Annotated in this window: 11 protein-coding genes; 10 read left to right on the top strand and 1 reads right to left on the bottom strand. The window is 43.4% G+C overall.

Annotated elements, in window-relative coordinates; translation table 11 throughout:
* Positions 1-640 precede the first annotated feature (640 nt).
* Positions 641-2,782, bottom strand: a complete 2,142-nt coding sequence (locus H8B06_RS19425; RefSeq protein WP_190995861.1) for an RHS repeat domain-containing protein — start codon at positions 2,780-2,782, stop codon at positions 641-643.
* Positions 2,783-3,112: 330 nt separating this feature from the next.
* Between H8B06_RS19425 and H8B06_RS19430 the strand changes: the two genes are divergently transcribed.
* From H8B06_RS19430 to H8B06_RS19475, 10 genes are all read left to right on the top strand, one after another.
* The gene (locus H8B06_RS19430; RefSeq protein WP_190995862.1) at positions 3,113-5,272 is read left to right on the top strand and encodes an alpha-L-rhamnosidase-related protein; all 2,160 of its coding nucleotides are present in this window, start codon (positions 3,113-3,115) and stop codon (positions 5,270-5,272) included.
* Positions 5,250-8,567: a glycoside hydrolase family 2 TIM barrel-domain containing protein gene (locus tag H8B06_RS19435; RefSeq protein ID WP_190995863.1), complete on the top strand. Its 3,318-nt coding sequence runs from the start codon at positions 5,250-5,252 to the stop codon at positions 8,565-8,567. Before H8B06_RS19430 ends, H8B06_RS19435 begins: the two co-directional genes overlap by 23 nt.
* Positions 8,568-8,673: 106 nt before the next feature.
* Positions 8,674-12,069 carry a glycosyl hydrolase gene (locus H8B06_RS19440; protein ID WP_190995864.1) on the top strand — a complete coding sequence of 1,132 codons (3,396 nt, stop codon included), beginning with the start codon at positions 8,674-8,676 and terminating at the stop codon, positions 12,067-12,069.
* 5 nt (positions 12,070-12,074) lie between these two features.
* Positions 12,075-14,093, top strand: coding sequence for an aceric acid hydrolase (locus H8B06_RS19445; RefSeq protein ID WP_190995865.1), 2,019 nt, complete (start codon positions 12,075-12,077; stop codon positions 14,091-14,093).
* A gap of 86 nt (positions 14,094-14,179) precedes the next feature.
* The gene (locus tag H8B06_RS19450; protein WP_190995866.1) at positions 14,180-15,598 is read left to right on the top strand and encodes a sialate O-acetylesterase; all 1,419 of its coding nucleotides are present in this window, start codon (positions 14,180-14,182) and stop codon (positions 15,596-15,598) included.
* A 225-nt stretch (positions 15,599-15,823) separates the two neighbouring features.
* Positions 15,824-18,121: a DUF5703 domain-containing protein gene (locus H8B06_RS19455; RefSeq protein WP_223857800.1), complete on the top strand. Its 2,298-nt coding sequence runs from the start codon at positions 15,824-15,826 to the stop codon at positions 18,119-18,121.
* 132 nt (positions 18,122-18,253) lie between these two features.
* Positions 18,254-19,327 (top strand): L-rhamnose/proton symporter RhaT, encoded by a 1,074-nt coding sequence (gene rhaT / locus H8B06_RS19460; RefSeq protein ID WP_190995868.1) that lies wholly within the window; start codon positions 18,254-18,256, stop codon positions 19,325-19,327.
* 23 nt (positions 19,328-19,350) lie between these two features.
* Positions 19,351-21,459 carry a bifunctional aldolase/short-chain dehydrogenase gene (locus tag H8B06_RS19465; protein ID WP_190995869.1) on the top strand — a complete coding sequence of 703 codons (2,109 nt, stop codon included), beginning with the start codon at positions 19,351-19,353 and terminating at the stop codon, positions 21,457-21,459.
* 23 nt (positions 21,460-21,482) lie between these two features.
* On the top strand, positions 21,483-22,757 hold the full coding sequence (locus H8B06_RS19470) for a TIM barrel protein (RefSeq protein WP_190995870.1): 1,275 nt from the start codon (positions 21,483-21,485) through the stop codon (positions 22,755-22,757).
* A gap of 78 nt (positions 22,758-22,835) precedes the next feature.
* Positions 22,836-24,182, top strand: coding sequence for an FGGY-family carbohydrate kinase (locus H8B06_RS19475; protein WP_190995871.1), 1,347 nt, complete (start codon positions 22,836-22,838; stop codon positions 24,180-24,182).
* The last annotated feature ends 366 nt before the right edge of the window (positions 24,183-24,548 follow it).

Here is a 24,548-nt window from a genome sequence, read left to right on the forward strand (position 1 = left end):
AGCTCGTTAAACCAATAATTTCATATCTACTCCCGTCAAGACATAAACCATAGCTCTCAATACAGGACTGGATGAAAATTTTGCAAAATTAATTTCATTTAAGGTATTGACAAGAATTGGGTGAAGATACAGAGTATTTTGTTTTATTCTATTCATGTCGAACGTCACACCTTTAGTTAGCAAGTGTTATAATAAAAAGCGAGATTTTAGGATCATCAAAGTGATCGAAAGCACTATCGGAATAAATACAATGATTATAACTTTTAATTTAGACCTGTGTATACCATACTTGCCAATGAATGATTTTCTATTCGTATAAAACAGCATCCATATCGCACTCATTTCCAATAAAAACATGTCTATCATAGATGTATAGTATTCAAAAGAAAAATACCAAAGTGACACAACTCCAACAGCAGAAAAAATAATTCCAAACCACCATGGATCATTCTTTTTACCAACACGTAATATCCCCCATATCATTAGAACCGCATAAACACATTTCAAAACCAATAGTAACGGTGGCTTTTTTCCAAAATATGCTATAACATCAGCTGATCTGATCGGAAAGAAAATAATCGTATCCAATAGATATACACAGATAAATGCTATATTTAGCTTCAGCTGATAAGTCAGGTTGTTATAACCCCCACCCCTTAGTAGCCTTTTTATATTCATCTTTATGATCATAAATATCAAACGTAATGTTTTTGTCTTCATCCATACGAATAACCATATAATGGGTACTTGCGGATGTTTTAGACCAATTCGGTGTCTTTTTTCCTAATAATGTAGTATGACCTAAAGCAGTGGTCTTGGTATAGCTAAACCCGTAGCTTGTTTTATCTTTATTACTTCCTAGGGAAGTAAAATCAGATATTTTTTCACTGCTTTCGAACTGATTAAAGTTACCTTCCATTTCACCGTATCCTTGTCTTAAAGCATACAATGAATGAGAATCCCTTAAATAGTTCTCGAAACTTACAGCACGAGGCTCTATTACATTCAAGACAGAGGCATGGCTTTCTGAACTGAATACACCATTGCTATGGTCAAATGCATGAAACGATTCGTGTCCCATAGCAAGCATTGAATTAAATATGCCTCCGTCAGCACTTCTTTTCCATGGGTTTGCAACATAATTTATTTCACGGGTTCTATGATCATAATTACTGTTAATAGACCAAAATGTTGAATTCATGGTATATACTTCATTTTTTTGGATCAAATGGTTTAATATAGTACCTCCCATTCTTGTTGCAGCTATTTTTGCTATATTTTCAATTCCGCCCTGATAGTTGTCTCCTAATTTTATTTTCTTTCCATCAGGGTCAACAAATATGATTGGATTGTTTGCAGCATAATTATATGGTGACACACTTTCAAACATCTCCGCCAGCGAATCCACCACGTTCCACCTACCTATCTCCGCGTCGTAGAACCTCGCTCCGTAGTCCAGCTGGTCCAGCCCAAGTTCAACCTGCTTCTCCTTGCCGTTGTACTTGTAATGGTTAGAAGCCGAGCTCAGCCCTGATCCCGTGTTCATCTCCATACCAAAGGCATAGTAGTCCTGGATCTGCTTTACTGCCCCAGTATGGTCAACGATTGCTCGCGTATTGCCCAGATGGTCCTTCAGAAAATATTCATAAACAAAAGAACTGCCGCTCGGAAGGATTCTCCCCTCCTCTGTCTGAATGAATTCCAGTACACCGTTCTTGTACTGGATGCCGTCCACATAGTCCGTTACCGCACTGCCCAAGGTCTTCTTCAGCTTTTTGCCCGTAGCATCATACGTATAGACCAGCTGCTGGGAGCCCTTCACAAACTTCTTAGGTAAATTTAGGTAATTGTATTCAATATCCGTAATCCCCAAACGGGTATTTGTCTTCGCATTGCCATTTGCATCATAAATGAAGCTGTTACCACGGTTTGCACTCCCCGCATCCGCAACACTGTTCAATCTGTTGCCCGTATAACTGTACTTAAAATGTTTGTACCAGCCTGTACCGCCATTTGTCCGGCGAAGGGTATCGATATTACCCATAACATCATAGGCCAGTTCCTCATTGAACCAGTTGTTCTTATTGCTGGCGGTATACGCTGCCTTCTTCAGGCGGTTCAGCCTGTCATAGGTATACGTATAGGTCTGTAATGGCGTCTGTGTCTGTGGACTTGACACCTTTGTATTCCACTGCACCGAACCGATGTTGCCGTTGTAAGCCTGTGGGTTGTTTGCATAGTTCAGGTTCATCCCGAAACGCCGCTTGTCCGTAACTGCCGATGGATTGTTGATCGATGTTGTCCAGTCGCGTTCGTTGTAGCTGTAGATCACTTCCTGCATGGCATTGCTGCCGCTGACATGCAGTTTTTTCTCCTTCAGCTGGCCGATCTCGTTGTAGACCAGCTGGCTCTGGATGATCTCCACCTGGCTGTTTACCTTTTTCTTCGTTTCCACCAGGCGGCCTACATGGTCGTATGTGTTTGTGGTTAGGATAGTCGTTGCCGGAAGTGTCGTCAGGCTCGTCCAGTGCTCCCGCTTGCTTGTTTCCAATTCGCCAGTGAATAGGTAGGTATTGGTAACAATGTCCTTGCCGCCTAAGTGGTTCCGAGAGGCTGTCTGGATAACACGTCGCCGCTCATCGTAATAATACACCGTCAAAAGTGAGTCCGTACCGCTGTCGGTATACACACGGCTGCCCGTCAGCAGCGAACGGACCTTCTGGATCCTGGTGATACCACGCGGTGCCAGCTGTACTGTATCGACAGTGGCCTTTGCCGCCAATAAGTTTTCAGATAATACCTCTCATGATGGGACCTCATGAATGCTATCCGTGGAACACCCCAGCAAGCGCTGGATTATGTCCTTTTACCTATAGGAGTGTTTCATCTAATAGTGATGTTTCAGGCAATGCGATTCGATACATAATAAGCTAAAATAATATAATAGCTAGAGAAAATATTATAAGGTCTTAGTTTACTTTTACGGTATGTTTGTAATTGGTGCAAAATACACCAAAAGGCAAAGGCATTGTATAGAACTAATACCTAACATACAATGGTGTTCCTTATACAATATTAGCATAAATACGTTTTCAACCATTATAAAAATAGGATGAAGAAATTACTTTTAATTGTAGGTTGTTTAGTTGTAGCAGCTACGTCATTTGCACAACAGGCGAGTACTTGGATTTGGTATCCAGGAGATTTTGAGGTTTGGCTCAGTAATGATATGCAAAACCGAAGAACGGAAAGGGGCACGTTCTTTCCCCCCTTTTGGAAAATGGATAGCCATTATGTGCTTGTGGAGTTTAACAAAGCATTCGATTTGCCGGAAGCCGATGAGATAAGGATCTATACGGAAGGCAAGTATAATGTGAAGGTAAATGGTAAGATGTTGCCTGGCATGCCATCTAAGGTAAAACTGGAAAAAGGAAAACAACAGATTAATATCAAAGTATATAACCAAGCGCATGTGCCGGCACTATATGTTACCGGCAAGTATGTGCAGACCGATAAAGAGTGGCTGGCCACGTTTGAAGATAAAGAGTGGATTGATGAAACGGGAAAAGCTTCGGATGCATCCGGCACGACTTATGTTAAAGCAGGTTATTGGAATATGGGCGATCCAAACGAAAAGCCATCCCAGTTTAAACTACCTACCCGCCCAGAACGCGCTGTAAGTAAAACCCCACATGATAAAGGTTTCTTGGTAGATTTTGGGAAGAATACCTTTGGTTTCTTAACACTTCATAAGTTACAGGGAGAAGGAGACCTGGCGATTTACTATGGCGAGTCTAAAGAAGAAGCCTTGGCGACAGAAACCTGTGAAACATTGGATTTGCTGGCCGTGTCTACACATTCGGCTCAAGACAGTACGTTGGAACTCTCGAAGGCATTTCGTTATGTCTACATCGAGCCTAAGGGTGATGTACAATTCGATGAAGTCTCTATGCAATACGAGTACCTGCCGGTGGAAGATCGGGGGATGTTCCGAAGTTCGGATGAAGAGTTAAATAATATATGGGAAGTTGCCAAATACACGATGGAACTAACTTCCAGAGAATTTTATATTGACGGTATAAAACGCGACCGTTGGATATGGAGTGGCGACGCCTATCAATCGTACGCGATGAACTATTATCTAGGTTTCGATTCGGAAACGGTGAAGCGGACGATTCTGGCATTACGTGGTAAAGAGCCTACTATTACCCATATCAATACCATTATGGACTATACGTTCTACTGGTTTTTGAGTATATACGATTACTATCGTTATACCGGTGATAAAGAATTTATCGAATCCGTCTATCCTCGGATGCAAACGTTGATGGAATTTTGCTTAAACAGACGGAACAAGGATGGTTTGATGGAAGGCTTATCCGGAGATTGGGTATTTATCGATTGGGCAGAAGGACTGAGCAAAAAAGGAGAAGTTAGTTTTGAGCAATTACTCCTGTGCCGTAGTTTGGAAACCATGGCGTTGTGTGCCGATTTACTGCAAATCCCCGAAGACCAAAACTTTTACGCGAAAGAAGCTAAAAATCTAAAAGATAAGTTTTTTGACTTTTACTGGAATGATCAGAAAACGGCGTTTGTGCATAGCCGCATCGATGGTCAACAAAGTGATGAAGTGACACGCTATACCAATATGTTCGCCATCTTTTTTGATTACCTCTCTGCCGATCAACAGCAAGGTGTGAAGAAAAATGTATTGCTAAACGATAACATCAAGAAAATCATGACCCCCTATATGCGTTATTATGAGTTAGAAGCTCTCTGTGCATTGGGTGAGAAGGACTATGTGATGAATGAGATAAAAAGCTATTGGGGCGGCATGTTAAAACTCGGTGCAACGACCTTTTGGGAAGAATATAATCCTGAAAAAGAAGGTGCTGAACACTACACGATGTACGGTCGGGAATTTGGTAAAAGTCTTTGTCATTCCTGGGGCGCCAGCCCGATTTATTTACTTGGTAAATACTATTTAGGCGTAGAGCCTACATCGGCAGGTTACGAAACCTATACGGTCGATCCTTATCTAGCTTCTCAGGAATGGATGGAAGGAAAGATTCCAACACCGGGTGGAGAAATTGAGCTTTTTGTGTCTAAAAAGAAGATTAAGGTGAAATCGCCGATTGGAAAAGGAAAGCTAAAGATTAGCAGTAAATCTTTGCCACGTACAAATCATGGAAAGATTACCAAAGTGTCTGAGAATACCTATACACTAGAATTGGAAAAGGGAATCGATTATGAAGTGGAATATACGGGATAAGAAATATACGGACGTGAAAAAATCAACGCTTATCTTTGGTCTATTGTTCGGGTTGTCGTCTTTATCGGTGCAAGGACAGACAGTAGATGGGAAGCCTGCCGTTATTCCGCCGGTTCCTGATGGAAAGATTGCTACGGCATGGGAAGATCCGACGATAACAGCCATCAATAGGGAACCGGCTCGTGCAACGGCCTATTCCTATGCTTCGGTGGAGGAAGCGTTGAAAAACGATCGTGAAGCAAACAAACGTCTTTTATTCCTAAATGGCGAATGGAATTTTAAATTCGTCAGCAAGCCTTCGGACGCACCGAAGGATTTTCATCTTTCGGAGGTAAGTGGCTGGGATAAGATTTCGGTGCCGTCAAATTGGGAAATGAAGGGGTATGATATCCCTATTTACCGTTCGGCAGTATATCCGTTTCTACCGATTGATCCACCACGTATACCGACCGATTACAATGCGGTTGGTTCCTATCAGCGAACCTTTGATTTGCCGACAGACTGGGATGGGATGAATGTCACGCTACATTTTGGCGCGGTTTCTTCCGCTTATCATTTATGGATAAACGATCGATATGTTGGTTATGCAGAGGATTCCCATCTGCCATCAGAATTTAACGCAACGCCGTATTTACAAGCTGGGAAGAACCGTATCTCCGTGCAGGTTATTCGTTGGAGTGATGCATCTTATTTAGAAGATCAAGATCATTGGCGGATGAGCGGTATACACCGCGATGTATTCTTAATGGCGGAACCTACTGTGCGGATTGCAGACTTTCATTGGCAGGCGACATTAGATTCGGCATATCAAGATGTCAAGTTTTCTTTGCGGCCTAAGATTGATAACTTTTCGGGAGATAGCATAAACGGATTTACCGTGAAAGCGCAGTTATACGACGATGATCTTAACCCTATTTTACCGAAAGCGTTGGCACGTAGCGCAGAGGAGATTTTTGACGAGATATATCCTCGTTTGGACAATGTAAAATTTGGTCTGCTCGAAACACATATTTCCAACCCGAAGAAATGGTCGGCTGAAAACCCTAACCTGTATCGGTTGGTGGTTACGCTTTATGATCAGCAAGGGCGATTGCTGGAGGCTAAGACTACTCAGGTAGGTTTCCGAAGCATCGAAATTTCCAAAGAAACGGGTGCCTTTTTGATCAACGGAAAGCCGACGAAGCTCTACGGTGTCAACCGACATGACCATCATCCGGAACGTGGTAAAGCGTTAACGCGGGAGGATATGGAAGCGGATATCCGGCAGATCAAACAGTTTAATTTTAATGCGATACGGACCTCGCATTATCCGAACGACCCTTATATATATGAGCTTTGTGACCGTTATGGTATCATGGTTATGGATGAGGCGAATCTCGAAACCCATGGGTTGGGCGGAAAGCTGATGAACGATCCGGCTTGGTTGGCCGCGCATATGGAGCGGATCATCCGTATGGTAGAACGCGATAAAAACCACCCATCGGTGGTTATCTGGTCACTGGGTAATGAATCGGGTAGAGGGCCGACTACTGCTGCCATGGCGGCATGGGTGCATGATTTTGATATTACCCGTCCGTTGCATTATGAGCCGGCTATGGGAAGCCATCAGTTGCCAGGCTATATCGATCCTTCCGATCCGAGGTATCCCAAATCCAATGCGCATGCGTATCGCCTACAAAACATACGCGATCAATATTATGTAGATATGGTATCGCGTTTCTATCCCGGTATTTTTACACCACAGTTATTACTGGAGCAGGATAACGGGGATAACCGCCCGATCCTTTTTGTGGAATATTCTCACTCCATGGGGAACTCTACCGGAAATATGAAAGACTTTTGGGATATTTTTCGTTCCCACCCGCGTTTGATCGGTGGTTTTATCTGGGACTATAAGGATCAGGCGCTTGTTCGACAAGACTCGGTTTACGGTAAAGTATTGGCCTACGGTGGCGATTTCGGCGAAAAAATCCATAACGGAGCATTCAGTTTGAATGGTATTGTCGACGCGTGGAACCGACCGAAAGCGGCAATGTACGATAATAAGCGAATTTACCAACCGGCTGAAGTAACGCTCGTGAATGCAGAAAAAGCACGGGTAAAGATCAAAAACCGGGCAGTAGAGCATAACCTTGACTATTATCAGCCGGTGATGGTTGTCCGGGAGAATGGGAAGGTGGTGAGAGAAGTAGAGTTGCCGGGCATCGATTTGGCTGCTGGTGATTCGACCGAGATCGATCTACTTTCCTATATAGCCGTTAACCCTAAAAAAGGAAAAGAATATCAACTCGATATACAGTTTCGCTTGAAATCGGCAACACAATGGGCACCGGAAGGCTTTGTCGTATCCGCATCGCAGGTGCGCTGGAAAGAAATGGAAAGCCTATGGAAACCATTAAAGACTGCCGGAAAACCGTTGAAGGTTTTAGAAAATGATAGGGAATATCGCGTTGCAGGGGCAGGATTTGAGACGGTTTTTGATAAATCGACGGGGGCTTTACAGCAGTTTGTGTATCAAGGACAGGAAGTTGTCAAGGGTGCTGTATTACCAAACTTTGTACGGCCGGCAACGGAAAATGACCGTAGAGGATGGAAGCCAGATAGAAAATTGAAATACTGGTACGGCTATGCAAAACTGACAGAAACAAAAATGTCAGAAGAAGCGGACGGCGTACATGTCCTGTCAGGTTATACGCTGCCCCGAGATTCTGCTCGAATCCTTGTTCGTTATGTCGTGAAGCCACAAGGAATAGTATCTGTCAGTTATGATTTGCAGGTGAAGGATGGATTGCCCAATATTCCAAAAGTAGGTTTGCAGATGGGGATTAACCCAAGTTTCGATCAGATACGGTATTATGGGCTCGGAGCTATGGAAAATTATCCGGATAGGGCTTATGGATTTGATTTAGGCGTCTATGCCATGGACATTGACGCGTTTATGGAACCCTATTTAGTACCGCAGGAAAATGGTAACCGTATGGATGTACGCTGGTTCCTTCTTCAGAATAAAAAGAAAACAGGCCTTTTGGTTGTCGGCGACCAGCCCCTTTATATGAGTGCATGGCCTTTCTCCCAAAAAGCAATGGAAGAAAGCAAGCACTGGTTTAAACTCGAAAAAGAGGATAAAATAACGCTGAATGTCGATTTTAAACAGATGGGCGTAGGCGGAAATGATAGTTGGACAGATGTTTCAGCACCGTTAGAAAAATACCAGGTACCTGCGAAAAATTATAGTTATTCGTTTCATCTGATCCCGATGGACGCCAAATCGGATGTGGAACAGTATGTTAAGTGATGTGTAATGAGTTAGAAAGTTAGATAAGGTTAAAGAGTTAAGAAGTAACAACGTGATCAGTAATTGTATAGTTTGCTAGGTCGGTGATGAGTAATACGTGACAAAGATGAATTTTTTAAAATTATATATAGGAATAGCCATGTTGTGCGTGGCATTTTCAGGACAGGCACAGATTAAAGGCATTCCATCCCATATTGTTCCTTTTGGAGCCGATTCTTATGAAAAGGCCAAGCCTTGGGTCGTATGGTATTTTATGCACGCCAGCTATTCGAAAGAAGGCATTACCGCTGATTTGAAAGCGATGGCGGAGAATAATATTGCCGGGGCATATTTTACACCCATTAAAGCAAAAACAGATCCGCCGTTGTTTGAACCCGCTGCGGAAACATTGACACCCGAATGGTGGGAAATGTTTCGTCATTTGGTAGCAGAAGCTAAAAAATACGGTATACAGATCGCGATGTTTCCCAATGACGGTTTTGCTACGGCAGGTGGTCCTTGGATTACACCGGAAACATCCATGCAGAAAGTGGTTTATGCGGATACGACTATAACCGTCGATCGCAGCGGCAAAGTCAACATTCGTTTGCCACAACCGGAAAAGCTATATAACTATTACGAAGATATCCAGCTTTTTGCCATACCCGTTGCCCAAAAATATCGACGTAGCGATGAAGAACCCCCGAAGGTAACCAGCAGCTACGACGAAGATTTACAGCGATTAGCGCAGAAGGGTAATGAACAGCGTTTTGCAACATCTCAACCGGGATGGATACAATATGCTTTTGAGCAGCCTTTTCCAAGCAATGCCCTGAAGGTGGAGCGCCGGGCGAATAATTATGGAGCGAATAGGTTGAAGATATTGGTGAGTCATGACGGTGTCGACTTTGATGAGTTAACGCAATTATCATCTCCGCGAACAGGTTGGCTTGATTGGGATAATGGGGTGACACATACTATACCTTATACGACCGCTAAATACTATCGATTTGTATTCGACCCTGCGAATTTTGAACCGGGTGCGGAAGATTTAGATGCAGCAAAATGGAAGCCATCCATCAATATTTTAGGGATTACATTGTACGAAGAACCGCGCGTTCACCAGTTTGAAGGGAAAACAGGTGAAATTTGGAGAGTTTCGTTGCCAACCGATAAAGAAGACGTTAATCCTGCTTATATTATCGACCGTAAAAAAATGATTGCGCTAAATCCGACAGTTGCCCGAGGAGAGGAGCTAACGACTGAGCTGCCAGCTGGTACCTGGAAGATATTGCGGATCGGGCATACGACCACCGGACATAAAAACGAAACGGCAGGAGCGGGGAAAGGTTTAGAATGTGACAAATTAAATGCCGAAACAGTTGCTTTCCAATTCGAGCAATGGTTTGGAAAAGCATACGAAATGGTGGGACGGGAACTGGCAAAAGATGTCCTTACTGTCTATCATATCGATTCTTGGGAATCGGGTAGCCAAAACTGGACAAAGCAGATGCCGCAAGAGTTTAGCACAAGGAGAGGGTACGACCTCACGACCTATCTCCCTGTATTAGCCGGATATATTGTTAATAGTGTCGAAGAATCCGAAGCTTTCCTGCACGACTTCCGCGAGACGATCGCTGATCTGTTGCAGGAGAAAGGTTATCAAACGCTGCGCCAGAAGTCGGATGAGTATGGGGTGGAATTTACCGCGGAGATGACAGCTCCCGTGATGTTGAGCGACGGTATGGAGCATTTCGGCTGGACGGACAGACCGATGGGCGAATTTTGGTTCAGAAGTCCCTCGCATGATAAACCTAATGATATCTTAGACGCGATCTCCGGCGGACACATCTATGGAAAGAATAACATCATGGCAGAAGCGTTTACGCAGATCCGCATGGAATGGGATGAGCATCCGCGCTTGTTAAAATCGCTTCAAGATCGAAACTTTGCATTAGGTATCAATAGTTTAGTTTATCATGTTTATGTGCATAACCCTTGGATGGATCGTAAACCGGGAATGACATTGGATGGTATAGGGCTTTATTTTCAGCGCGATCAGACTTGGTGGAAGCCTGGAAAAGCGTGGGTCGACTACGCCATACGTGCACAACAGTTATTGCAGGTAGGTAAACCGCAACGGGATATCGCCGTATTTATAGGGGAAGAAATGCCCCGAAGATCACTGCTGCCAGACCGGTTGACAACAACGCTGCCGGGGATTATTGGACAGTTCCGGGTGAAACGGACAGACTCATTGATGCTTAACGAAGGCTGGCCTACACAGAAGATCGCCAGTGTGACGACCAGTGCAAATATGTTTAATCCGGCAGATTGGGTGGATCCCTTACGGGGATATGCCTACGATTCGTTTAATCCGGATGTTTTACTGAACCAGGCGAAAGTGGTGGATGGGAACGTTGTATTTGCTGATCATATTGCCTATCGTTTGCTGGTGGTACCTGGGCAACATCTTTTGAATCCTACGCCAAACCATTTCTCACTGGCCGTACTACAGAAGTTTGCGGATTTAGCGGAACAGGGAGCAAGCCTGTTGTTTAAAGAGAAACCTATGCATATACATGGTATTGCTGCTAAACAAGATTCTATCGCTTTTCAAAAGATAGTCGATAAACTCTTTGGCGATATGCAGATGGCGGATGGTTTACACTATAAATCCCTCGGAAAAGGTAAGGTTTATCTTGGCGTATATCATGCGGATAGTTTTGCCCCATTGGGCATAAAAGAGGATGTGATCATTGATAACAAAAATAATGCATCCATTTCTTGGAACCATCGACATTTTGACGGAGGAGACAGTTATTTTGTCGCGAATCAAGATAGTCTACAGCGGGAAGCTTCTTTATCGTTTAGAGCAACTGCATCATACATCTATTTGTATGATGTTCTTCAAGATAGATTATTGCCAATTTCTTCAGTACAAAAAGATAATCGTACCGAGCTAAATATAGCATTTGAGCCGTTCCAGTCATTTTTTGTATTATTTAGCGAAAGCCAGCTAAATCTTCCAGATTGGGAGGTCGCGAAAGTAGAGACATTAAAAGGCGAATGGGATTTACAACTGGCCGGTGTGAAACACGAGCCCATAAAGCAACAACAGCCAGATTTCTGGACGACATCGGCAGTGGATGATGTCCGTTATCATTCCGGGATGGGCAGCTACTCCTTAACCTTCGATCAGCCTAAGAAAATCGGTAAACAACGCGTAACCTTGAAACTAGAAAGTGTGGAAAGCCTTGCAGAGATCGTGTTGAACGGGAAAGAGGTCGGTGTTATATGGACAAACCCGTTGGAGATTGATGTAACGGACTATTTGACACGTGGGAAAAATAAACTGGAGGTGCGCGTATATAATACCTGGGGTAACCGTTTTGGCTATGAAAGCCGTCATGAACCGGCAGAAAGACTTATTCAAACGATAGCAACACCGAAATATTTGAAAGACTTGCAGGAATCTGGATTGCAGGGAGATATCCAATTGATATGGTATCATAAAAAATGAACAACATGAAAGCAAAAAACAGTCTACTTATACTTGCTTTGTCTGGTTTGCTAACCGGACAATTATATGCGCAAGAAAAAGCGATTACAAATACGGGAGAAAGTCCTTTCGCCGTACAAAATGCCGTAAATATGGGGGATGTGTCTTGGACAAAAGGTTTCTGGGCAGAACGTACGAGCGTTTGTTACGAGCGTATGGTACCCCACCTTTGGGATGTATACACGCGTGCAGATATCAGCCACGCTTACCGTAACTTTGAAATCGCTGCGGGCCTAGCGGAAGGAGAACATAAAGGGCCTTCGTTTCATGATGGCGATTTTTATAAAACATTAGAGGCCGTTTGTGCATTGTACGCGCAGACGAAAGATGAGCGTTTGCTGCAAATGATTGATGAAGTGACGCCCGTGATCGCAAAATCGCAACGCGAAGATGGATATATCTACACAAAAGCAACCATCGACCAACGTAATTCTGGTGAGAATATCGAATTTCAGGACCGTTTAAGCTTTGAAGCCTATAACATCGGACATTTGATGACCGCCGGATGCATACACTACCGGGTAACGGGAAACAAGAACCTCTTGAATATCGCGATTAAGGCGGCCGATTATCTCTACGGTTTCTATAAAAAATCGAACCCTACCTTAGCACGAAACGCTATCTGCCCATCGCATTACATGGGGACAATTGAGCTGTATCGCACGACGAAAGATCCTAAATATTTAGAATTGGCACAACACCTGGTCGATATTAAAGGGGAAATTGAAGACGGTACAGATGACAACCAAGATCGTATTCCGTTTCGTCAGCAGAATAAAGCCATGGGGCACGCGGTGAGAGCAAGCTACCTTTACGCCGGAGTAACCGATTTGGTTACAGAGATACAGGATACCACGTTGAGCAATCGACTTTTTGCTATTTGGGACGATGTCGTTAAGCACAAGATGTATATCACGGGGGGGCTAGGCTCACTTTATGATGGAACTTCTCCCGATGGTACATCATATGATCCAGCAGATGTACAAAAGGTACATCAGGCATTCGGGCGGGATTATCAATTGCCCAACCTAACGGCGCATAATGAAACCTGTGCGAATATAGGCAATATGCTCTGGAACTGGCGGATGGCAGGCTTGACAGGCGATGCGAAATATATTGATGTACTCGAGTTAGCGCTATATAATAGTGTGCTGTCCGGAATTAGTTTGGATGGCGATAAGTTTTTATATACAAATCCGTTAAGCTATTCGTCTAACCTGCCTTTTCAGCAACGTTGGTCTAAAAAGCGCGTGCCTTATATTTCCTTGTCTAATTGCTGTCCGCCGAATGTGGTACGTACGATTGCGGAGGTTAGCAGTTATGCCTACAGTGTGTCCGATGACGCGGTATGGGTGAACCTGTTTGGTGGAAATATCCTCAATACCGAATATAAAGGCCAAAAAATTAAAATTTCACAAGAGTCGAACTATCCATGGGATGGTGACGCGTCGTTTGTTGTGGAGGAATTGCCCGCAAATTACGCTTTAAAATTACGTATACCGGGCTGGGCAGATGATGCCAAGATTATGAAAAACAATAAGGAGGTTGCCTTTCAGACAGAAAAGGGGTACGCGATATTGTCTGCCGGACTAAAAAAAGGAGACCGTATCACCCTTCAGCTACCCATGAACGTTACATTTATGGAAGCAAATCCATTGGTAGAGGAAGCACGAAACCAAGTAGCCGTAATGCGTGGGCCGGTAGTTTACTGCCTTGAAAAAGCGGATGTTCCGGAAAATACAGATATATTTGATTTGAAGATTAATGCATCGAGTAGCTTTGAACCTGTAGAGGAATCGGTTCTTGGACAATCGATTGTATTCTTACAAGGCAATGCTTACACCGATAATACCGAAAAGTGGAACACACTATATAGGAAAGTATCAGCCGACGAACAAGAGGCTGTGTCGGTAAAGCTTGTTCCGTATTTCGCATGGGGAAACCGTTCGTTTGGAGATATGTCCGTGTGGTTGCCGCGCAAGTAGCGTATAAGAATAGGCTTTTTCGGAGGGCAGGAGATAATCTGCCTTTTAACATTGAAAATGTGATAAAATGGGAAAAAAATAAATAGATGAAAACTATAATTACTGTATTCCTCTTATGTATTTCCCTCGGGCTGCATGCCGAGGTACGTCTTTCTACCATTTTTACCGACGGTATGGTCTTGCAGCAGAAAAAGCGTGTTCCGATTTGGGGATGGGCGGGTAAAGCTGCTACGATAAAAGTGGAAACCTCCTGGGATCAGAAAGAATATCAGGCGAAAGCAGATGAAAAAGGTGTATGGCGTCTGTTCATCCAAACACCGGAAGCAGGAGGTCCGTATAGCGTAACGGTCTCGGAAAAGAATACGATCGTGTTGGACGATGTGTTGATCGGCGAGGTATGGTTGTGTTCCGGACAATCCAATATGGAGATGCCATTGAAGGGGTACCCGGCGCAACCGATTATAGGTAGTACCGATGCTATTTTGGGGTCTAAAGATGAACAGTTGCGATTATATACGGTGCCACGCAATCCCTTACTGAAGCCGGCGGACGATAGCAAGCCTTCCTTATGGAAGAAAGCTAATCCACAAAACGTGGCCAGCTTCAGTGCAACCGCTTATTTCTTCGGACGGAGATTGCGAGAAGTCTTGGATGTACCTGTTGGGCTTATTCACAGCAGCTATGGTGGTTCGAATATAGAAGCCTGGATGGACGCCGCTTGGTTGCAAGATGTCGAAGGAGTCGAAATTCCACAACAAGAAGAAGGACTTAAAGATAAAAACCGTGTACCTACTATGCTGTACAACGGTATGATCCATCCATTGGTAGAATATGGGATTAAAGGTATGATTTGGTACCAGGGCGAATCAAACTACGAAACAGCAGATCGATATGAAATCTTGTTTCCGCGCATGGTGGCGAAATATCGCGCGTTGTGGAAAGATGATATGTTGCCCTTTTATTTTACACAGATTGCCCCGTTTGATTATGCGTCTTTACCACCATATTACGTTGGCGGAAAATATAATTCGGCATTTATACGGGATGCACAACGAAAATCCTTGACGAAGATACCGGAATCTGGCATGGCCGTTACGATGGATATAGGGGAAAAGAACTGTATCCATCCCGCGCATAAGAAAGAAGGGGGTGATCGCTTAGCTTTATTGGCCCTAGGGGATGCTTATCATATAGAAGGGCTGAATCATAGGAGTCCAGTTTACGATAGCATTGCTATTGAGGGTAGCACGGTAGTCGTATATTTTAAGGATGCGCCATTAGGGTTGACATCCTTCGGAAAGGATATCAAAAGCTTTGAAATTGCGGGAGAAAATAAAGTTTTCCACCTCGCTAGTGCGATTGTACAGGGTAAAACGATCGTTTTATCGTCTCCAAGCGTAGCCAAACCCGTTGCTGTGCGCTATGCGTTTAAAGATTTTGTGGTGGGAGACTTGTTCGGGGTCAATGGTCTACCGGTGAGTTCATTCCGAACCGATGATTGGTGATACGGTTTTCTTTTCCCTTTTTTCCCGCAAAAAAGGGAGAAAAAGCTCGTCGCTGGGAATCTTTGACAGAAGAGTTTGTGCAAGGAAGGATTTTCTGCAATTGTCAAAGTTTCCAAGGCGACATTAGGTGTTAATTAGGGGAAGTACAATTCGTAATGCATGTTAGGCAAAGTATACAAACAAATGAAATAGTACAGAATGAATCAATTGAGATATATAATTCTTTTGATATATTGTATCCTGTTGGCTGCTAAAGTACACGCGCAGGAATTTAATTGGGAAGATTATTATATCACCTGGGATAAACCGAGTAAACATTCCGGAGAGTCCATGCCATTGGGGGGAGGGGATATAGGTCTGAATGTATGGGTAGAAAATGGCGATATTCATTTCTATTTAGGTAAATCGGGTGCTTTTGATGAAAATAATGCCCTATTGAAACTCGGTCGGGTACGTCTAAAACTTTATCCTAACCCGTTTGAAGGTACCACGTTCAAGCAACAGTTGCAGGTGGATAAGGGACAGCTGGTTATTTCGGGAGAACATCATGGTGTAAAAGCGGAGGTGTCCTTGTGGGTCGACGTGGAGCGTCCAAATGTTTACGTGGATATTCAGGCGAATAAAAAAATTACGGTGGAAGCCGCTTACGAAAGTTGGCGTTACAAAGAGCGCTTTCCTAAAAAGAGAGAAAATAATGCCAACTCGTGGAAATGGGCTCCTCCACACGAGGTTGTGACAAAAAGGGATAGCATCTATACGGGAGATGATAACGTGGTGTTTTTTCACCAGAATACAGATAGTAGCGTATTTGATATAGTCGTGCGACAGCAAGGGATGGAATCGGTGAAGGATTCTTTATACAATCCACTCGCCGGCTTGATCTCGGGCGGAATGTTGCAAAGTCAGGATTTTACCTTCGTCGAACAGCGTTCGGGTAAATATATGGATACCGACTATCAAGCTTGGGTGCTGAAAAGCAAAAAGCCTGCTGCCAAACACGCCTTGCAGGTATCGTTACATGTAGCGGGGCCGGTTTCGTTAGCCGGTTGGCAGCAACAGTTAAGGGATTTGGCCTATTCAAAGGAATCAAAGTCCCGCACGAAGAGCCGGAATCTGGAGTGGTGGCGTAACTTTTGGGATAGAAGCTATATCCGTATACAACCTGATCAACCCCATGAAGGCAATAAAGGCTGGCAAGTAGGGCGTAACTATCAACTTTTCCGCTTTATGCTGGCCGCAAACGCTTACGGCAAATATCCTACGAAATTTAATGGCGGACTATTCACCTACGACCCATCATCTATTGATAGCACGATGAATTTTACACCCGATTTCCGCAATTGGGGAGGAGGTACCCACACGGCGCAAAACCAACGTTTGGTCTATTGGCCTATGCTAAAAAGCGGCGACTTTGATATGATGACTGCGCAGTTTCAGTTTTACCAACGGATACAACGCAACGCGGAATGGCGATCGAAAGTGTATTGGGGTCACGGGGGAGCGAGCTTTACCGAGCAGATTGAGAATTTTGGGTTGCCGAATCCGGCAGAATATAATTGGAAACGACCCGAAGATTATGATAAGGGCGTTGAATATAATGCTTGGCTGGAGCATCAGTGGGATACGGTACTGGAATTTTGTATGATGATGCTGGAAACAGCTCATTATAACGATGCCGATATCCGTCCTTATATTCCTTTTATAGAAAGCTGTTTGCGATTCTTCGACGAGCATTATCAATATCAGGCAAAAAAACTTGGAAGTAAGGTTTTAGATCAAAATGGACATTTGGTTTTCTATCCCGGTTCTTCGGCAGAAACATATAAAATGGCCTACAATGCATCCACGACGGTAGCCGCACTGCAAGAAGTTACCCGAAGGATGTTGTCACTTTCCGCAGCAGTAGTAAATGATTCGTTACGGACTTATCTGGAGGTATTTCAGCAAAAGATACCACCTTTACCTACTAGAGTGCTAAATGGGAAGAAGATGTTGGCACCGGCTGAAATATGGGCGCGAATTAATAATACAGAAGCACCACAGCTATATGGTGTATATCCTTGGGGGATTTATGGCGTGGGAAGACCGGATATGGACATCGCGTTGAATACTTTTCATGACGATCCCGATGTATTAAAATTCAGGAGTCATGTTGGCTGGAAACAGGATAATATTTTTGCTGCACGCCTAGGGCTAACAGAAGAAGCTAAAAAATTTACCACGCTTAAATTAAAAAACGCAGATCGACGTTTCCCGACCTTTTGGGGGCCTGGTTTTGATTGGGTTCCAGACCATAATTGGGGAGGGTCAGGCATGATTGGTCTGCAAGAAATGTTATTGCAGGCAGTGGATGATAAACTCTATCTTTTCCCGGCTTGGCCAATAGAATGGGACGTAGATTTCAAGCTTCATGCCCCTCAACAAACAACGGTAGAAGGTAAGCTACGTAACGGGAAGCTCATCGATCTACGGGTGTTTCCGGAGAGGCGAACAGTGGATGTTATCAATATGCTTGGACGATAATCGATAACACACGTTACCCGCGGAAAACAAATTTAACGACGGGATACATGACAGAACATAACAGTTTTCTCTATTATTCCTTTTACCTTGGAACGTTCTTATGAAGAATCGATATTATTTAATACATAATTTATGAATGCATTAGCTGGAGTTTTATTCCACTTTATAGGCGGTTTTGCGTCTGGTAGCTTCTACGTTCCTTACAAGAAAGTAAGAGGATGGTCATGGGAAGCAATGTGGATCCTCGGGGGACTCTTTTCTTGGATTATTGTGCCACCCATCGCGGCTTGGCTTACGATCCCGAATTTTGGAGATATCATCCGGGAAGCGGATACGTCAACCTTAGGTTATACGTATTTATTTGGGCTCTTATGGGGTATCGGTGGCCTGACCTATGGTTTGGGCGTACGTTATCTTGGGGTATCGTTAGGCAGTAGCGTCATGTTGGGTTTGAGTATGGTATTTGGCTCGTTAATGCCTGCTATTTACTATTTTTTCAACCAATCTCCCGGTAAACAAGGTATCGATTATTTCTTTACCACAAATGCAGGAATCTGCGTAATGATAGGGCTTTTGGTGTGTATCGTGGGAATATATCTCTGTGGACGAGCAGGTATCTTAAAAGAAAGAAGCTTAGCCTCCCTGTCAGCAGAAGCAAAGTTGGGGTACAATTTCGGAGTAGGGATTGTCGTGGCGATTGTATCCGGCGTGTTGAGTGCCTGCTTTAACTTTGGTATCGAAGCCGGAAAACCATTAGCGGATGTCGCCAATCAACTCTGGAAGGCAGCAAATCCTAATCAGGGCGAATTCTTGTATCAAAATAACGTTAGTTACGTGGTCATCCTGTGGGGAGGATTCACAACGAATGTCATCTGGTGCCTTTATTTATTAACAAAAAACAAAACATTTTCTGATTATACGAATAAAACAGCTCCGCTAAGAAAGAATCTTTTGCTATGCGCATTAGGAGGAACAACTTGGTATCTACAGTTTTTCTTCTACGGTATGGGCGAAAGCCGTCTCGGAAACGGAGCGAGCTCCTGGATTCTTCATATGGCGTTTATCATTTTGATCGCCAATGCCTGGGGTGTTATCTTAAAAGAATGGAAAGGGGTGAATAAATCAACCTACACCTCTATTATAGCAGGTATTGTGACGATTATCCTGTCTATTTGTATTGTTGGTTTAGCAAAAACATTAGAATAATAAAATATCAAATTTAAATAGCCGTGAAAGAATACAAACATGTAAACTATCTATGGGACGAACAAAAAGCAAAATCACTAGAAGGTGATGAAGTCGCTTTATTGTTATATCGCTCCAATTTGTTGGGGTCAGATTTGCGCATTACAAATTATGGCGGTGGAAATACATCGTGTAAATCAATTGATAAAGATCCATTGACGGGTGAAGAGGTGGAAGTAATGTGGATCAAAGGATCTGGTGGTGATATCGGTACATTGAAGAAGTCCGGATTGGCGGCGTTATATGTAGAGCGCCTGCGCAACTTGGAGAATGTATACCGTGGTATTGAACACGAAGATGAAATGGTGGAATTGTTCAACCACTGTATCTTTGATTTGGCCTCAAAAGCACCGTCGATTGATACACCATTGCATGGTTTCCTCCCTTTCAAACATATTGACCACTTGCATCCAGATGCTGCTATTGCGATTGCGGCAGCGAAAGATGGAAAGAAAATTACACAAGAGCTTTTTAACGGTACGATCGGATGGGTGGAATGGCAGAAGCCAGGATTTGATCTTGGATTGCAATTGCGAGCTTGCTTGGAAGAAAACCCACGTATTCGTGGAATTATGTTGGGGTCGCATGGGCTATTTACATGGGGAGATACGGCCTATGAAAGCTATGTAAACTCCTTAGACGTTATCGAAACCTGCGCGGAATATTTGGCACAAAACTATGGTAAGACAAGACCTGTATTTGGTGGTCAAAAAGTAGAGAGCCTACCGGCTGATGCACGGAAGGAACAAGCAGCTGCGCTAGCCCCTATTTTGAGAGGTTTCTGTTCGAGCGAACGCCACATGATCGGTCATTTTACGGATGATGAAAAAGTACTTGAATATATCAATTCAAGTGATTTGGAGCGTTTAGCTCCGTTAGGAACGAGCTGTCCAGATCACTTCTTGCGGACAAAAATCCAACCCCTTATCCTAAACTTGGATAAAGGTGCAGATTTGAGCGATGTAGAAGCTGTGAAGGCGCAATTAGAGCCTCTTTTCGAAGACTACCGGGCGATGTACACGGAATATTACGAGACTTGTAAACACCCAAATAGTCCGGCTATTCGCGATCGGAATCCAGTTATTATCCTGTATCCAGGTGTAGGTATGTTTGCCTTTGCGAAAGATAAGCAAACGGCGCGGGTAGCAGCGGAATTTTATATCAACGCGATCAATGTGATGAAAGGGGCTGAGGCTGTCAGTGAATATACGTCATTGCCCAGACAAGAAGCGTTTAATATCGAGTATTGGTTATTAGAAGAAGCGAAGCTTCAGCGTATGCCAAAACCAAAAGCATTATCCGGCAAAATTGCATTAGTGACAGGAAGTGCCGGGGGAATTGGTAAAGCGATAGCGAAGAAATTTGCGCAGGAAGGTGCTGTTGTATTGTTGAACGACTTGAACGCCGAACGTCTTGCGGGTGCGGAACAAGAATTTATCGAACTATTTGGTAAAGATGCCGTAGCAACGGCTATATTAGATGTAACCAACCAAGAGCAAATAGAAGAAGCACTTAAGAAAGCTGCATTAGCTTTTGGTGGTATAGATATTATCGTAAACAACGCGGGCTTGTCGATTTCTAAATCCATTGAAGACCATACGCAAAAAGACTGGAATTTATTATATGACGTACTGGTGAAGGGACAGTTCCTCGTGACCCAGGGAGCAACACATGTATTGAAAGCGCAACATATCGGTGGTGATATTGTGAATATCGTGAGTAAGAATGCCTTGGTAAGTGGTCCTAACAACGCGGGTTACGGTAGTGCAAAAGCCGCACAACTTCATCTTAGCCGCTTGAATGCAGCGGAATTGGGAGCTGCTCGGATCCGTGTTAATGTAGTAAATCCGGATGCGGTAATTTCCGATAGTAATATTTGGGCTGGCGGATGGGCCGAAGGGCGTGCGAAGGCTTATGGTATCACGGTAGAGGAATTGCCGGCTTATTATGCGAAACGTACGCTGCTTAACGAAATTATTTTACCGGATGATATCGCAAATGCATGCTTTGCCTTTGTTGGCGGAAATCTAAATAAATCGACCGGAAATGTGCTAAACGTAGATGGTGGCGTTGCCATGGCCTTCGTACGTTAGTTTTTTTACTTAATTTTAAACAGATGAAGCTAGATAATCAAACGATAGAACAACATAACCGGCAATTCGTGGAGAAACACCAACGTGCTTTCTCCTATACGGCCGAAAATATAGCGAATGCCGAAGAAATATTGGATAAGTTGCAACAATTCAATATTGCAATTCCAAGTTGGGCATTGGGTACTGGTGGAACTCGTTTTGGCCGCTTTTCAGGTAAGGGTGAGCCGGGTACTTTAGAGCAGAAGATTGAGGATGTTGGATTATTGCATGCGCTGAACCGTTCTAGCGGCGCTATTTCACTCCATATTCCATGGGATATTCCGCAAGATGCCGAAAAGGTAAAAGCACTTGCATCTTCCTACGGTTTGGGTTTTGACGCGGTAAACTCGAATACGTTTCAAGATCAGCCTGGCCAAGAGCACAGTTATAAGTTTGGCTCTTTGCACCATGTTGATCCCAACGTTCGTAAACAAGCGGTCGATCATAATATCGAAGTGATCAAACATGGGATAGCATTGGGATCAAAAGCATTGACCGTTTGGTTGGCTGACGGTTCTTCCTTTCCGGGCCAGCTCAATTTTCGTGAGGCTTTCCAAAATACGTTAGAAAGTTTGAAAGAGATTTACAAACATTTGCCAGACGATTGGAAAATGTTTGTTGAATACAAAGCCTTTGAACCAAACTTCTATTCAACGACGATAGCAGACTGGGGACAATCGCTGTTACTCGCTAGCAAATTGGGCGATAAAGCCTATACTTTAGTGGATTTGGGGCATCATTTGCCGAATGCTAATATTGAGCAGATCGTTTCTTTATTGCTAATGGAAGGTAAGTTGGGTGGTTTCCATTTCAACGACAGTAAATATGCCGACGATGACCTAACGGCCGGAAGTATCAAACCGTATCAGTTATTCTTAATTTTTAGTGAACTGGTCGATGGAATGGACGCACGAGGAATCGACCATGCGACAGGTTTAGGTTGGATGATCGATGCATCACATAACTTAAAAGATCCGTTAGTAGATCTATTGCAATCGGTAGAAGCGATTAAGATTGCTTATGCACAGGCGCTGTTAGTGGACCGCAAAGCGTTAAAAGATGCCCAACAACAAAATGACGTCGTGCGTGCACAAGAGATTTTGCAAGACGTATTCCGTACGGACGTACGGCCATTGGTTGCCGAGGCGCGCTTGCGCCAAGGAGGTGCCTTAAACCCTGTTGCGTTGTTTAACGAATTAGGTATCAGAAATAGCCTAATCGAAGAACGCGGCAGCAATACCGTGGCGACGGGATTGTAGCCACAAACGGTAAGACACGATTTTTTCAATTGATCCGCCTATTGGCGGATCATCTTTAGCTAATTTTAAATTTTCAAAATGCGTACACCAGTTGTCGCTATTTTCGATGTAGGGAAGACAAACAAAAAATTGTTTTTGTTTGATGAGCGTTATAATATTGTTTTTGAACGCTCAGCACGGTTTTTGGAGACTGTAGACGAAGATGGAGACCCATGTGAAAATCTCGAAAGTTTACGTCTCTCCGTATTCGACTCGCTTCATGAAGTTTTTCGTTTAGACGAGTTTGATATCAAAGCGATCAACTTCACTTCGTATGGTGCCAGTTTTGTCTATTTAGATGAAAGCGGGCGACCATTGACCCCGTTGTATAATTATCTCAAAACCTATCCAAGAGCTTTAGAGGATCAATTGTACCATAACTATGGTGGAGTAGAAGACTTCTCGTTAAAGACAGCATCGCCAGCGTTGGGCAGTTTGAACTCGGGACTTCAGGTATATCGTTTGCAACAGGAAAAGCCGGAAGTATACGAAAAAATGAAATATGCGGTACATCTACCACAATACCTTAGTTTTTTAGTTTCCGGACAGATATATTCGGATATGACCAGTATCGGCTGTCATACTGCATTATGGGATTTTGATAAGAATGATTATCACCAATGGGTGAAAGATACAGGCATCGAACAGAAACTAGCGCCCGTTGTCAAAGGAGAAGAAGTGTTTTCGGCTGCTTTTCCGGGAAGCACCTATAAGGTGGGGGTAGGACTGCATGATAGCTCTTCGGCATTAATTCCGTACCTGCTAAATTTCCATGAACCTTTTATTCTGATTTCTACGGGCACTTGGTGTATTTCACTAAATCCGTTTAATGACGAGGGATTAACCAAAGAGCAGTTAGAAAAAGATTGTCTGTTTTACATGACCTACGCCGGTACGCCGGTGAAAGCCTCTCGTTTGTTTGCTGGTTATGAGCATGACGTGCAGACAAAACGTATTGCGGAGCACTTTCAGGTAACGACGGGCCGCTTTAAGCAAATTGAGATTGATTGGTCATTAATAGATAAACTTAGTGTAGGGAAGGAAATTCCATCTAGTCTGGATGCTTTTGGACAAGTTGATTTGAATAACTTCGAGGATTACGTAGAGGCGTACCATGCATTTATGCTATACCTCGTCGAAGCACAAGTGGCTTCTACCCGTCTTATATTAGCAGAAAAGAGGATCAAACGGATTTTCGTAGATGGTGGTTTTAGTAAGAATAATATCTTTATGAACTTACTGGCCAGAACGTTCGGTAATATCGAGTTATATGCCGCATCGATGGCGCAGGCTACGGCTATCGGCGCTGCCTTAGTGATTCATGACCAATGGAATAGACAATCCGTTCCGAGCGACATTATCGAATTACGCTATTATCGCGCGTAGATCAAGACTTTTATTATACAGTGTTTATTTTAAAAGCGTGTAGATGTAAAGTCTACGCGCTTTTTTCTGAAAATATACCCCGTCAGAAAGACCATTTTAATTGAAAAAACAATCTTTTAAATTGTTTAAACACAGTTTTATAACTCATTTTTCCGAAATATGAAAAGTCTTTTTCACTAACAAATGATCTTTATTTACCAACAAATTGTTCTTATTCCGGAAATAAAGACAGTTAGTACTTGGAGTTGCTACCTTTAGTGCGAGACAGATTTAATAAGTAATTTTAAATTTGTAGAGATGCATAGAAAGTTTGATGATTCATTTAAGATAATGGCGGTGGATCTGAGCGTTGTTAGAGGTTCGGTG

Origin of the sequence: Sphingobacterium micropteri (assembly GCF_014692515.1) — a bacterium.
Classification (GTDB): domain Bacteria; phylum Bacteroidota; class Bacteroidia; order Sphingobacteriales; family Sphingobacteriaceae; genus Sphingobacterium; species Sphingobacterium micropteri.